This window comes from Pseudomonas putida (assembly GCF_028682475.1).
Classification (GTDB): Bacteria; Pseudomonadota; Gammaproteobacteria; order Pseudomonadales; family Pseudomonadaceae; genus Aquipseudomonas; species Aquipseudomonas putida_AG.
The window spans coordinates 113,310-125,878 of sequence record NZ_JANHLE010000006.1; the positions used below are offsets into that span (position 1 = coordinate 113,310).

12 protein-coding genes are annotated in these 12,569 nt (G+C 62.6%); 9 read left to right on the plus strand and 3 right to left on the minus strand.

Features of this window, described 5'->3' with window-relative positions; genetic code table 11:
• Positions 1–66: 66 nt before the first annotated feature.
• Positions 67–807 carry a M12 family metallopeptidase gene (locus tag NPS47_RS07475; protein ID WP_274294349.1) on the plus strand — a complete coding sequence of 247 codons (741 nt, stop codon included), beginning with the start codon at positions 67–69 and terminating at the stop codon, positions 805–807.
• Positions 808–873: 66 nt separating this feature from the next.
• On the opposite strand, the gene NPS47_RS07480 is transcribed toward NPS47_RS07475, so the two are convergent.
• Positions 874–2,520, minus strand: a complete 1,647-nt coding sequence (locus NPS47_RS07480) for a Na+/H+ antiporter (protein ID WP_274294350.1) — start codon at positions 2,518–2,520, stop codon at positions 874–876.
• 229 nt (positions 2,521–2,749) lie between these two features.
• Here NPS47_RS07480 and NPS47_RS07485 point away from each other — a divergent pair, with 229 nt between their 5' ends.
• The 4 genes from NPS47_RS07485 to NPS47_RS07500 are packed head-to-tail and all read left to right on the plus strand — an operon-like array spanning position 2,750 to position 5,856.
• The gene (locus NPS47_RS07485; protein WP_274294351.1) at positions 2,750–3,112 is read left to right on the plus strand and encodes an ArsC family reductase; all 363 of its coding nucleotides are present in this window, start codon (positions 2,750–2,752) and stop codon (positions 3,110–3,112) included.
• A gap of 42 nt (positions 3,113–3,154) precedes the next feature.
• A complete protein-coding gene (gene dapD, locus NPS47_RS07490; protein WP_274294352.1) occupies positions 3,155–4,189 on the plus strand; it encodes a 2,3,4,5-tetrahydropyridine-2,6-dicarboxylate N-succinyltransferase in 1,035 nt (344 codons plus the stop codon).
• A 54-nt stretch (positions 4,190–4,243) separates the two neighbouring features.
• On the plus strand, positions 4,244–5,449 hold the full coding sequence (locus NPS47_RS07495) for an aminotransferase class V-fold PLP-dependent enzyme (protein WP_274294353.1): 1,206 nt from the start codon (positions 4,244–4,246) through the stop codon (positions 5,447–5,449).
• Positions 5,446–5,856 carry a SufE family protein gene (locus NPS47_RS07500; protein ID WP_274294354.1) on the plus strand — a complete coding sequence of 137 codons (411 nt, stop codon included), beginning with the start codon at positions 5,446–5,448 and terminating at the stop codon, positions 5,854–5,856. The genes NPS47_RS07495 and NPS47_RS07500 overlap by 4 nt, the downstream gene beginning before the upstream one ends.
• On the opposite strand, the gene tcdA is transcribed toward NPS47_RS07500, so the two are convergent.
• Entirely contained in the window at positions 5,835–6,656 is an 822-nt protein-coding gene (tcdA, locus tag NPS47_RS07505) for a tRNA cyclic N6-threonylcarbamoyladenosine(37) synthase TcdA (RefSeq protein WP_096335716.1), read from the minus strand. The two genes, NPS47_RS07500 and tcdA, sit on opposite strands and share 22 nt — an antisense overlap.
• A gap of 289 nt (positions 6,657–6,945) precedes the next feature.
• On the opposite strand from tcdA, the gene NPS47_RS07510 reads away from it, so the two are divergent.
• The 4 genes from NPS47_RS07510 to NPS47_RS07525 all read left to right on the plus strand — a co-directional run bounded on the left by NPS47_RS07510 (position 6,946) and on the right by NPS47_RS07525 (position 12,076).
• Complete coding sequence (locus NPS47_RS07510) at positions 6,946–9,537, plus strand: glycosyltransferase (protein WP_274294355.1); 2,592 nt, start codon at positions 6,946–6,948, stop codon at positions 9,535–9,537.
• Between the two features lie 179 nt (positions 9,538–9,716).
• Positions 9,717–10,868 (plus strand): succinyl-diaminopimelate desuccinylase, encoded by a 1,152-nt coding sequence (gene dapE, locus NPS47_RS07515; RefSeq protein WP_274294356.1) that lies wholly within the window; start codon positions 9,717–9,719, stop codon positions 10,866–10,868.
• Positions 10,868–11,680, plus strand: coding sequence for a putative RNA methyltransferase (locus NPS47_RS07520; RefSeq protein WP_274294357.1), 813 nt, complete (start codon positions 10,868–10,870; stop codon positions 11,678–11,680). Before dapE ends, NPS47_RS07520 begins: the two co-directional genes overlap by 1 nt.
• A gap of 18 nt (positions 11,681–11,698) precedes the next feature.
• A complete protein-coding gene (locus tag NPS47_RS07525; protein WP_274294358.1) occupies positions 11,699–12,076 on the plus strand; it encodes a hypothetical protein in 378 nt (125 codons plus the stop codon).
• 88 nt (positions 12,077–12,164) lie between these two features.
• Here NPS47_RS07525 and NPS47_RS07530 read toward each other — a convergent pair whose 3' ends face one another.
• Positions 12,165–12,374 carry a cold-shock protein gene (locus NPS47_RS07530; protein WP_028942973.1) on the minus strand — a complete coding sequence of 70 codons (210 nt, stop codon included), beginning with the start codon at positions 12,372–12,374 and terminating at the stop codon, positions 12,165–12,167.
• Positions 12,375–12,569: the final 195 nt, after the last annotated feature.

Sequence of the window (12,569 nt, forward strand, 5' to 3'; positions counted from 1 at the left end):
TAATTACCACATGGCGACCTGACACGGATGGGAAGCTCTGAGTTCCACCTCAACAGGAGTTTACCCATGAGCAAGCTGATCCTCCCCCGCTGCCGATACCGCGTAGATCCGTTACGCTCCCGTGAACTGGCGATAGCCGAAAACCCACTGAATGCCTCCGGCGGGGGCTCAGGCAATCGACGCAAGCGCTCGCTGGGTGCCGTCAGGCGGCTCTGGCAGCCAGGACGAACCCTTTGGGTTTCGTTTATTGGCGCACCAGACAGACGCTTGAAAATGGCCATATTCGAAGCAGCCTCTCAATGGCTGGACCTTTCCGGTGCGAACCTGGATCTGGATCTCGCGGAAGACGATGACAAGAAAGCGCAGATCAGAGTCCTCACCGGACCGTACGCGCTGCGCAACGAATCCGACATCGGCACCGATGCCTTGGCATATGACGATGACACAATGAGTCTGAACGTTCCACTTGGCCATGAATTGTTCGAGTGCACCGTACTGCATGAGTTCGGTCACGCCCTGGGGGCCGAGCATGAGCATCAACACCCCGATGCGGACATCCCCTGGAACGAGGAGGCGGTCATGCGCAAGTACACGACCGAGCTTGGCTGGAGCGAGACTGACGTCAGGCAGCAAATGCTGAAAAAGCTAGACAATGTCGCCTTAAGAAAAACAGCTTACGATCAGACTTCGATCATGCATTACGCCATCCCCAAAGATGTGACCGATGGTGAGTGGGAAGTTGGCCAGAACCTGGAGCTCAGCGAAAAAGACCTGGAGTTCATGCGTTTGGCTTACCCGCAGACGTGAGTACTACCATCGCGGAGCAAGCACCCAGTTCCTGTGCCGGCTAGTTCCGCGATGAACACCTGCAGCCTATTTCATCGCCCCCAGATTCACCTCACTCATGTCCAGCTCACCCAGCACCTGACGCACCACATCGTCACCGACCTGGTGGTGGCGGTGCAGTTTGTACAACTCCAGGCGCTGAGCCCGTAATGCACGCAGGCGCAAGCGGCGCTCCAGCTGGTCCATCTGCTCGGCCAGGGCCTGGGCCTCGGCACTGTCGTTGAAACTGTCCAGTTGATGCCGGTATTCGGCCATCAGCCGCGCCTTCAGTTCTGCGGCCAACGCCGCCTGGGCCGCGTCCTGGGGCGCGCCCGGCTCGGCCAGGTCTTCGGCTTCCAGGGCATGAATAGCCGCTTCAGCCGTGCGTCGCCAGGCGTCCTTGGCCTCCTGGCGCAATTTGTCATCCGGGCTCTTCGTCACCCCGCGCAACAGCAGTGGCAAGGCAACGCAGGCCGACACCAGCGACAGCAGGATCACCCCGGCAGCAATGAAGATCAGCAGGTCGCGCTCCGGGAACGCGGTACCCGCACTGATCAGCAACGGGACCGACATGACACCCGCCAGGGTCACAGCCCCGCGCACCCCACCGAGGGTCAGCAGCCAGCAGGAACGCGCGTTGGGCACCAGCACCAGGTCTTCCTTGCCGCGCCAGCGGCGGATCACCCCGATCAAGCGCCAGATGCTCTGCACCCAGACGAAGCGCAACACCACCAGCACCGCGAAGATCGCCAGCACACCCAGGCAACGCCACGCCAGGGTCGGCCACAACGACGCCTCATGGCTGGTAACCGCCTTGATAATGTCCGGCAGCTGCAGGCCCAGCAGCAGGAAGATCAGGCCATTGAAGCTGAATTCCAGCAGCGACCAGACACTGCGATTGAGCAAGCGGGTACTGGTCTGGCGCGGTAGCAGGTCGAGCCAGCTCTGCATCATCCCGGCAGCCACCGCCGAAAGGATCCCGGAAGCGCCCAGGCGTTCGGCCAGCACATAGGCGGCAAACGGCAGCAACAACATGAACACCACATGGGTGGCCGGGTCGTCCCAGCCGCGGGCGATCATCCACGCGCGCAAACGCCCTACCAGCCAGCTCAGGGCGACACCGATGGCCAGGCCACCCAAGGCGACCAGCACGAAAGTGAGGCTGGCCTGAGCCAGCGAGAACGCGCCGGTAATGGCCGCGACCAGGGCAAACTTGAAGGTCACCAGGCCTGTGGCGTCGTTCATCAACGCCTCACCCTGAAGCATATGCATCAAAGGGGTTGGCAAACGATCCTGGGTAATCGCCGACACCGCGACGGCGTCGGTTGGCGACAGCACCGCCGCCAGGGCAAAGGCCACCGGCAACGGGATGCTCGGCAGGATCCAGTGAATGAAGTAACCGGCACCGACCACAGTGAACAGCACCAACCCCACCGCCAGGGTCAGGATCGGACCACGCAAGCGCCAGAGGTCGCGCTTGGGCATGCGCCAACCGTCGGCAAACAGCAGCGGCGGCAGGAACAGGAACAGAAACAATTCCGGGTCCAGGGTGACATGCAGCCCCAGTGTCGGCCAGGCCAGCAAGGCCCCGGCGGCGATCTGCACCAGTGGCAACGGCAACGGGATCAGGCGACCGACAAGTTTGGAGACACTCACCAGCATCAGCAGGATGAGAACGGTGTAGGCTGATTGCATACGGCGTGTTCCTTTCAATTCAGACAGTCAATGGCGCATGCGTTGCCCATTCTGGACATTGCCATCGAAACGACATAGTAGCTGTTCAGGCTGCTGACGCACCGCTGCACAAAAGTCGCAGAGGCTGCCGAAACCTGTAACACAATGCTACAAAGTGATGTGCCAAGACCCACCCTGAGCGGTTGACCATGGCATAATCCTTGACCATTTTTCCCAGGAGGGGCAAGACATGACCAACCGCGACACGCCATTGCGCCTTTATGGAATCAAGGCCTGCGATACCATGAAGAAAGCCCGTACCTGGCTGGAAGACAAAGGCCTGGGTTACGACTTTCACGATTACAAGAGCCAAGGCATCGACCGAGCGAGCCTGACCCGCTGGTGCGACGAGCACGGCTGGGAAACCATCCTCAACCGTGCCGGCACCACCTTCCGCAAGCTCGAAGACGCCCAGAAAGCCGACCTCGACCAGGCTAAGGCCATCGAACTGATGCTGGCTCAACCGTCGATGATCAAGCGCCCGGTGCTCGACCTCGGCGAACGGACCCTGGTCGGCTTCAAGCCGGACCTGTACGCAGCCGCCCTGCAATAACGCGGCGCCACGCTTTCAATCAAATTCGCAAGAGGAAACTGCATGTCCACTACTCTGTTCAGCCTGGCCTTCGGTGTCGGCACCCAGAACCGCCAAGGTGCCTGGCTGGAAGTGTTTTACGCGCAACCGCTGATCAACCCGAGCGCCGAACTGGTTGCCGCGATTACCCCGGTGCTGGGTTATGAAGGCGGCAATCAGGCCATTGCCTTCAGCAACACCCAAGCCGCCCAGCTGGCTGATGCCCTCAAGGGTGTCGATGCCGCCCAGGCCGCCCTGCTGACCCGCCTGGCCGAAAGCAACAAGCCGCTGGTCGCCACCCTGCTGGCCGAAGACGCCGCCCTGAGCTCGACCCCGGAAGCCTACCTGAAGCTGCACCTGCTCTCGCACCGTCTGGTCAAGCCGCACGGCCTGAGCCTGGCCGGGATCTTTCCGCTGCTGCCAAACGTGGCGTGGACCAGCCAGGGCGCGGTCGACCTGGCCGAGCTGGCCGAGCAGCAACTGGAAGCGCGCCTGAAGGGCGAGCTGCTGGAAGTGTTCTCGGTCGACAAGTTCCCGAAAATGACCGACTACGTCGTGCCTGCCGGCGTGCGTATCGCCGACAGCGCCCGTGTGCGCCTGGGCGCCTACATCGGCGAAGGCACCACCATCATGCACGAAGGCTTCGTCAACTTTAACGCCGGCACCGAAGGCCCGGGCATGATCGAAGGCCGCGTCTCGGCGGGCGTGTTCGTCGGCAAGGGCTCGGACCTGGGCGGCGGTTGCTCGACCATGGGCACCCTGTCCGGTGGCGGCAACATCGTCATCAAGGTCGGCGAAGGCTGCCTGATCGGCGCCAACGCCGGTATCGGCATTCCGCTGGGCGACCGCAACACCGTCGAAGCCGGTCTGTACATCACTGCCGGTACCAAGGTGAACCTGCTGGACGAGAACAACCAGCTGGTCAAGGTCGTCAAGGCCCGCGACCTGGCCGGCCAGACCGACCTGCTGTTCCGTCGCAACTCGCTGAACGGCGCAGTGGAATGCAAGACCCACAAGTCGGCCATCGAGCTGAACGAAGCGCTGCACGCCCACAACTAAGTGGTACCATCGGGTCTGGCCTAACGCCAGGCCCGATTTTCAGGTCCGACCATCATGTTCCAGCCTTCCCCCTGGCGCGCTGATTTTCCAGCCATCGCCGCTCTGCAACGGCAGCACCAGACCTACCTGGACAACGCTGCTACCACGCAAAAACCGCAACTTCTGCTCGATGCCTTGAGCCATTACTACGGTCACGGTGCTGCCAATGTGCACCGCGCCCAACACCTTCCCGGTGCGCTGGCCACCCAGGCCTTCGAGCGCAGCCGGGAAAAAGTCGCTGGCTGGCTGAACGCCACCGATACCCAGCAGATCGTCTTCACCCATGGCGCAACCTCGGCGTTGAACCTGCTGGCCTACGGTCTTGAAGGGCTGTTCGAAGCGGGCGATGAAATCGCCATCAGCGCCCTGGAGCACCACGCCAACCTGCTGCCCTGGCAGCAACTGGCCCAGCGTCGTCAGCTCAAGCTGGTGATTCTGCCGCTGGACAACCGCGGCTTGATCGACCTTGAGCTGGCCCTGCAGCTGATTGGCCCGCGCACCCGCCTGCTGGCGGTCAGCCAGCTGTCCAACGTGCTGGGAGCCTGGCAACCGCTGGCGCCGTTGCTGGCCCACGCCAATGCCCAAGGTGCGTTGACCGTGGTCGACGGTGCCCAGGGCGTAGTGCATGGCCGCCAGGACATGCAGCAACTGGGCTGCGACTTCTACGTGTTCTCCAGCCACAAACTGTACGGCCCGGACGGTGTCGGCGTGCTTTATGGCCGCACTGAAGCGCTGGCACGCCTGCGCCACTGGCAGTTCGGTGGCGAGATGGTCCAGGAAGCCGATTACCACAACGCCAGCTTCCGCCCTGCGCCGCTGGGCTTCGAAGCCGGCACCCCGCCCATCGCCAGCGTCATCGGCCTGGGCGCAACCCTCAACTACCTCGCCTCGCTCGATGCGAACGCTGTTGCCGAACATGAAGCGGGCTTGCATCGCAGCCTGTTGCGCGGCCTGAACGATCGCGAAGGCATTCGTCTGCTGGGTCAACCGCAACTGGCCCTGGCCAGCTTCGTGGTCGAAGGGGTACACAATGCCGACCTCGCCCATATGCTCACCGAGCAAGGCATCGCCGTGCGTGCCGGACACCACTGCGCCATGCCGCTGCTGAAAAGCTTCGGGCTGGACGGCGCGATTCGGGTTTCCCTGGCGCTGTACAACGACTCCGACGACCTGCAATGCTTCTTCGAGGCGCTGGATCAAGCCCTGGAGCTGCTGCGATGAGCCTGCCGGTCAACGCCCAGGACGCGCTCAACAGCTTCGAACAGGCATCGGGCTGGGAGCAACGGGCGCGCTTGCTGATGCAATGGGGTGAGCGTCTGGCGCCCTTGAGCGAGTCAGAAAAGTCCGAAGCCAACCGTGTGCATGGCTGTGAAAGCCAGGTCTGGCTGGTGGCCGAACAGCAGGACGGTCAGTGGCGCTTCAAAGGTGCCAGCGATGCGCGGATCATTCGTGGCTTGCTGGCGTTGCTGCTGATCCGGGTCGAGGGTTTGTCGAGCAGCGAGCTGCAGCAACTGGACCTGCCCGGCTGGTTCAACCAGCTGGGCCTCGGCCGCCAGCTCTCGCCCTCACGCAGCAATGGCCTGAACGCCGTGCTGCAGCGCATGGCTCAGCTGGCCGCGGGCACCTGAGCCTTGCGCTCGGAGGGCCGGCGAGCGCCGGCCACCAGTTTTTCCACCGCTTTGCTGGCGGCGACCATGCCGAAGGTCGCCGTCACCATCATCACCGCGCCAAAGCCACCCGAGCAGTCGAGCTTGACGCCCTCACCGACGAAACTTTTCTGCAGGCAGACGCTGCCGTCGCCTTTGGGATAGCGCAACTGTTCGGTAGAGAACACGCAAGGCACGCTGTAGTTACGCGTCACCGTGCGGGAAAAGCCGTAATCACGGCGCAAGGTCGAACGCACCCGCGAAGCCAGCGGGTCGTTGAAGGTCTTGTTCAGGTCGGCGACACGGATCTGTGTCGGGTCGATCTGCCCGCCGGCACCACCGGTGCTGATGATGGTGACCTTGTGCCGCTTGCACCAGCCGATGAGCGCGGCCTTGGCCATGACACTGTCGATACAGTCGATCACACAGTCGATGTGCTCGCCGATGTACTCGGGCAGGGTTTCCTTGGTGACGAAGTCCACTACCGCATGCACCTTGCACGCCGGGTTGATCGCGCGCAGGCGCTCGGCCATGACCTCGGCCTTGGCACGCCCGATATTCCCTTCCATGGCATGCAACTGGCGGTTGGTGTTGCTGACGCAGACGTCATCGAGGTCGAACAGCGAGATTTCGCCGACGCCGCTACGCGCCATGGCTTCAGCCGCCCACGTGCCGACACCGCCAATGCCGACGATCGCCACATGGGCCTCGCGCAGGCGCTGCAGACCGCTGTCACCGTATAACCGGGCAACACCGGCAAAGCGTGGATCATCTGTACTCATGGCCATACCCCGAAAAAACCGGCGCGCATTATAGGCCTGTTGAGGCCCGATGCCATCCTGCTTCGGACCAGTCACCCTGTACGAATTAGTAAAGTCGGTTGTAATCCTGCTTTAATGTGCCAGGCAATCCCTAGTCCTGGACGACAACAGCACGGGCCTAAGAACTTCAACACCTGAAGACAATCTAACCCTTGCCGCCAGCCTGTTCCTACACAGCATAGGCGGACACAGAGCAGGATCCACGCCCTGTGGCGCTTGCCCGGTCTACCTTTCGGAACCCGAACTATCTATGTCATCGCGTAAATTTGGTATCAACCTGGTGATAGTCATGGCCATCGCCGCGCTATTCACCGGGTTCTGGGCGCTGATCAACCGCCCGGTTTCCGCCCCTGACTGGCCGGAGCAGATTTCCGGCTTTTCCTACTCGCCGTTCCGCCTCGGAGAAAGCCCGCAAAAGGGCCAATACCCGACCGAGGACGAACTGCGCCAGGACCTCGAACAACTGAGCAAGCTGACCGACAGTATTCGTATCTATACCGTCGAAGGCACCCAGGCCGATATTCCGCGTCTGGCCGAGGAGTTCGGCCTGCGGGTGACCCTCGGGGTATGGATCAGCCCGGACCTTGAGCGTAACGAGCGGGAAATCCAGAAAGCCATCGAACTGGCCAACAGCTCGCGCAGTGTCGTGCGGGTGATGGTCGGCAACGAAGCGCTGTTCCGTGAAGAAATCACCCCCGAAGCGCTGATCCAGTACCTCGACCGGGTGCGCGCCGCAGTGAAAGTACCGGTGACCACCAGTGAACAGTGGCACATCTGGAAAGAGCACCCGGAGCTGGCCAAACACGTCGACCTGGTGGCCGCGCATATCCTGCCGTACTGGGAATTCATCCCGATGAAGGATGCCGGCCAGTTCGTCCTCGACCGTGCCCGCGACCTGAAACAGCTGTTCCCGCGCAAACCGTTGCTGCTCTCCGAAGTCGGCTGGCCCAGCAACGGGCGCATGCGTGGCGGTGCCGACGCCACCCCGGCCGACCAGGCCATTTACCTGCGTACCCTGGTCAACAAGCTCAACCGCCAGGGGTACAACTACTTCGTCATCGAAGCCTATGACCAGCCGTGGAAGGCCAGCGACGAAGGCTCGGTCGGCGCTTACTGGGGCGTGTTCAACGCCGCCCGCCAGCAAAAATTCAACTTCGAAGGCCCGGTAGTGGCCATTCCGCAGTGGCGCGTGCTGGCGGTGGGTTCGGTGGTGCTGGCGATGCTCTCGCTGACCCTGCTGCTGATCGACGGCTCGGCCCTGCGTCAGCGTGGCCGCACCTTCCTGACCTTTATCGCCTTCCTCTGCGGTTCGGTGCTGGTGTGGATCGGCTACGACTACAGCCAGCAGTACAGCACCTGGTTCAGCCTGACCGTGGGCTTTTTGCTCGCACTCGGCGCGCTCGGGGTGTTTATCGTGTTGCTGACCGAAGCCCATGAACTGGCCGAGGCGGTGTGGATTCACAAGCGCCGCCGCGAATTCCTGCCGGTCCAGGCCGACAGCGCCTACCGGCCGAAAGTCTCGGTGCATGTGCCGTGCTACAACGAACCACCGGAGATGGTCAAACAGACCCTCAACGCCCTGGCGGCGCTGGATTATCCGGACTACGAAGTGTTGATCATCGACAACAACACCAAGGATCCGGCGGTCTGGGAACCGATCAAGGCGCATTGCGAGATGCTCGGCGAGCGCTTCAAGTTCTTCCACGTCTCGCCCCTGGCCGGTTTCAAGGGTGGCGCGCTGAACTACCTGATCCCGCACACCGCCAAGGATGCCGAAGTGATCGCGGTGATCGACTCGGACTACTGCGTGGACCGCAACTGGCTCAAGCACATGGTCCCGCACTTCAGTGACCCGAAGATCGCCGTGGTGCAATCGCCGCAGGACTATCGCGACCAGAACGAAAGCACCTTCAAGAAGCTGTGCTACAGCGAATACAAGGGCTTCTTCCATATCGGCATGGTCACCCGCAACGACCGCGACGCGATCATCCAGCACGGCACTATGACCATGACCCGGCGTTCGGTACTCGAAGAGCTGGGCTGGGCTGACTGGTGTATCTGTGAAGATGCCGAGCTTGGCTTGCGAGTGTTCGAGAAAGGCTACTCGGCGGCGTACTCCCACGAGAGCTATGGCAAGGGCCTGATGCCCGACACCTTCATCGACTTCAAGAAGCAGCGCTTCCGCTGGGCCTACGGCGCCATCCAGATCATCAAGCGCCATGCCGCCAGCCTGATGCGCGGCAAAGACTCGGAGCTCACCCGTGGCCAGCGCTATCACTTCCTGGCCGGCTGGTTGCCGTGGATTGCCGATGGCATGAACATCTTCTTCACCGTTGGCGCCCTGCTCTGGTCGGCGGCGATGATCATCGTGCCGCATCGGGTCGATCCGCCGCTGCTGATCTTCGCCATTCCGCCGCTGGCGCTGTTCGTGTTCAAGGTCGGCAAGATTGTGTTCCTCTACCGCCGCGCGGTCGGGGTCAATCTGAAGGACGCTTTTGCCGCGGCGTTGGCCGGTCTTGCCCTGTCGCACACCATTGCCAAGGCGGTGCTGTACGGCTTCTTCACCAGCAGCATTCCGTTCTTCCGCACGCCGAAGAACGCCGACAGCCATGGTTTGCTGGTGGCGCTTTCCGAAGCCCGCGAAGAGCTGTTCATCATGTTGCTGCTGTGGAGTGCTGCGGCTGGCATCTACCTGGTTCAGGGGTTGCCGAGCAATGACATGCGCTTCTGGGTGACCATGCTGCTGGTGCAGTCGCTGCCGTACCTGGCGGCGCTGATCATGGCCATGCTGTCGTCGCTGCCCAAGCCGGTGGATGCTGCCCAGCCCGCCCAGGCCTCCTGAACTACCCCCTGGTGGGAGCGGGCTTGCCCCGCGATTGCGATCTGCCAGCCACATCGCATCGCGGGGCAAGCCCGCTCCCACCGGGGGACTGGTTCCCACCGGCCACCCTCATCTGATCGATTTGCTATAAGATAACGCCCCTCGAATTCGTGCCCTGCCTTGCCCCCGGAGTTCCTTCAATGACGGCCCCAGCCGACCTCTCGCCTACCCTAGAACTGGCCTGCGACCTGATCCGTCGCCCCTCGGTAACCCCGGTCGACGCCGACTGCCAGAAACAGATGATGCAGCGCTTGGGCGATGCCGGTTTCATGCTGGAGCCGATGCGTATCGAAGACGTCGACAACTTCTGGGCCACCCACGGCACCCAGGAAGGTCCGGTGCTGTGCTTTGCCGGTCACACCGACGTAGTCCCCACCGGCCCGGTGCAAGCCTGGCAGAACGATCCGTTCGATGCCCTGATCGATGCCGACGGCATGCTTTGTGGCCGTGGCGCGGCCGACATGAAAGGCAGCCTGGCGGCCATGGTCGTGGCCACCGAGCGCTTCGTCGCCGATTACCCGAACCATCGCGGCAAGGTCGCGTTTCTGATCACCAGTGACGAAGAAGGCCCGGCCCACCACGGCACCAAGGCCGTCATCGAACGCCTGGCCGCGCGCAAGGAGCGCCTGGACTGGTGCATCGTCGGCGAACCGTCGAGCACCAGCCTGGTCGGCGATGTGGTCAAAAACGGCCGTCGCGGCTCGCTCGGCGCCAAGCTGACGGTGCGCGGCGTGCAGGGCCATGTGGCCTATCCGCACCTGGCCAGGAACCCGATCCACCTGGCCGCCCCGGCGCTGGCAGAACTGGCCGCCGAGCATTGGGACGAAGGCAACGCCTTCTTCCCGCCGACCAGCTTCCAGATTTCCAACCTCAACTCCGGCACCGGCGCTACCAACGTCGTGCCGGGTGAGCTGACGGCGCTGTTCAACTTCCGTTTTTCCACCGAGTCGACCGTCGAAGGCCTGCAAGCCCGTGTCGCGGCGATCCTCGACAAGCACCAGCTGGACTGGCACGTAGACTGGGCGCTGTCCGGCCTGCCGTTCCTGACCGAGCCGGGTGACCTGCTCGACGCGGTGTCGGCCAGCATCAAGGCGGTCACCGGTCGCGAAACCAAAGCGTCGACCAGCGGCGGCACCTCCGATGGCCGTTTCATTGCCACCCTCGGCACTCAGGTGGTCGAACTGGGCCCGGTCAACGCCACCATTCACCAGGTCAACGAGCGGATTCTGGCCAGTGACCTCGATGTGCTGACCGAGATCTACTACCAGACCCTGACCCGGTTGCTCGCCTGATGCTCACCTGCCCACTCTGCAGCGCAGCCCTGAGTGCGGTCGACAACGGTGTCGCCTGCCCGGCCGGGCACCGTTTCGACCGGGCCCGCCAGGGTTACCTGAACCTGCTGCCGGTGCAGCACAAGAACAGCCGCGACCCGGGCGACAACCAGGCCATGGTCGAGGCCCGCCGCGACTTTCTCAATGCCGGGCACTATGCCCCGGTCGCCCGTCGCCTGGCTGAACTGGCCGCCGAGCGCGCCCCTGCGCGCTGGCTGGATATCGGCTGCGGCGAGGGCTACTACACCGCGCAGATCGCCGAGGCGCTGCCCGCAGCCGACGGCTATGCCCTGGACATCTCCCGCGAGGCGGTCAAACGTGCCTGCAAACGCAATCCGGCAGTGACCTGGCTGGTGGCGAGCATGGCCCGCGTGCCGCTGGCCGATGCCAGCTGCCAGTTCCTCGCCAGTGTCTTCAGCCCTCTCGACTGGCAGGAGGCCCTGCGCCTGCTCGCCCCGGGTGGCGGCCTGATGCGCGTTGGTCCGACCAACGAGCACCTGATCGAGCTGCGTCACAAGCTCTATGATGAAGTGCGCGACTACGCCGACGACAAGCACCTGGCGCTGGTCCCGGCCGGCATGCAGCACGCCCACAGCGAAACCCTGAAGTTCAGCCTGAGCCTTGTCGATGGCAAGTCCCGCGCCGACCTGCTGGCCATGACCCCTCATGGCTGGCGTGCCAGCGCAGAAAAACGCGCCCGCGTCATCGAGCAGGCCGAGCCTTTCGAGGTCACGGTATCGATGCGTTACGATTACTTCGTGCGCCAAGACTGAGCACACCCGGAGCCCCCCATGCGCCAACCCGATATCGAGATTTACCTCAAAGACGCCGACGTCGACCATAAACAGATCGCTGCCTGGCTCACCGAAGCACTGGGCCCTTGCAGCGACTGGCAGCAGAAAGGCCAGACCTACAAGTGCAAGGCCGGTAACATTCCGGTTACCTGGTTACCGAAGGCTGTAGGCAAATGGAACAGTCTTTACCTGGAGAGCGACCAGACTCCGTGGGATGACGACATCGCCTGCGCGCGCGCCGCCTTCGCTGCACTGAACGTCGAAGTACGTTGTGCACCGGGCAGCTGGGTCGAGGAAGAAGGTGAAGAGGATGCCGATCGCTGGATCCGCATCAGTGCCGACGGTGAAGAGGAAATCACCTGGCGTACCAGCTGAAGCCGGCTCTACGAAAAGGCCCGTCCCGGTCGTCCGGCGACGGGCCTTTTCGCTGTTGGGCCCAGGCTCAAGGCCCGTGGCCCGGCACTTACAGGCCGATTACATCTTCTGCCTGCAGGCCTTTCTGGCCCTGCGTCAGACTGTATTCGACCTGCTGCCCTTCGATCAGGGTGCGATGCCCCTCACCGCGAATGGCACGGTAGTGAACGAACACATCGGCGCCACCTTCACGCTGAATGAAGCCATAACCTTTGGCGTCATTGAACCACTTTACACTTCCAGTCTCACGAGACGACATCTGCACTACTCCGGGTTTTTATTTTGGAATCGCCTTGCAAGCGGAGGATCACCTTCCCCCGCCGACGCAGCTTGAGGATTACGCCTGCAAGCTGCGGACCGAGTATATGTCAGGCTTGAAATATTTTTTATGACGGCCCGAGATTTTGCTGAACATGCGCAGATACGTCACACTAACCGGCTGAGCAATTACTCG

Bases quoted from the DNA above. Each gene is read 5' to 3' on its own strand.
- NPS47_RS07525 (WP_274294358.1), top strand. From the start codon at position 11,699: ATGCGCCAACCCGATATCGAGATTTACCTCAAAGACGCCGACGTCGAC.
- dapD (WP_274294352.1), top strand. From the start codon at position 3,155: ATGTCCACTACTCTGTTCAGCCTGGCCTTCGGTGTCGGCACCCAGAAC.
- NPS47_RS07530 (WP_028942973.1), bottom strand. From the start codon at position 12,374: ATGTCGTCTCGTGAGACTGGAAGTGTAAAGTGGTTCAATGACGCCAAA.
- NPS47_RS07520 (WP_274294357.1), top strand. From the start codon at position 10,868: ATGCTCACCTGCCCACTCTGCAGCGCAGCCCTGAGTGCGGTCGACAAC.
- dapE (WP_274294356.1), top strand. From the start codon at position 9,717: ATGACGGCCCCAGCCGACCTCTCGCCTACCCTAGAACTGGCCTGCGAC.
- NPS47_RS07475 (WP_274294349.1), top strand. From the start codon at position 67: ATGAGCAAGCTGATCCTCCCCCGCTGCCGATACCGCGTAGATCCGTTA.
- tcdA (WP_096335716.1), bottom strand. From the start codon at position 6,656: ATGAGTACAGATGATCCACGCTTTGCCGGTGTTGCCCGGTTATACGGT.
- NPS47_RS07480 (WP_274294350.1), bottom strand. From the start codon at position 2,520: ATGCAATCAGCCTACACCGTTCTCATCCTGCTGATGCTGGTGAGTGTC.
- NPS47_RS07510 (WP_274294355.1), top strand. From the start codon at position 6,946: ATGTCATCGCGTAAATTTGGTATCAACCTGGTGATAGTCATGGCCATC.
- NPS47_RS07495 (WP_274294353.1), top strand. From the start codon at position 4,244: ATGTTCCAGCCTTCCCCCTGGCGCGCTGATTTTCCAGCCATCGCCGCT.
- NPS47_RS07485 (WP_274294351.1), top strand. From the start codon at position 2,750: ATGACCAACCGCGACACGCCATTGCGCCTTTATGGAATCAAGGCCTGC.
- NPS47_RS07500 (WP_274294354.1), top strand. From the start codon at position 5,446: ATGAGCCTGCCGGTCAACGCCCAGGACGCGCTCAACAGCTTCGAACAG.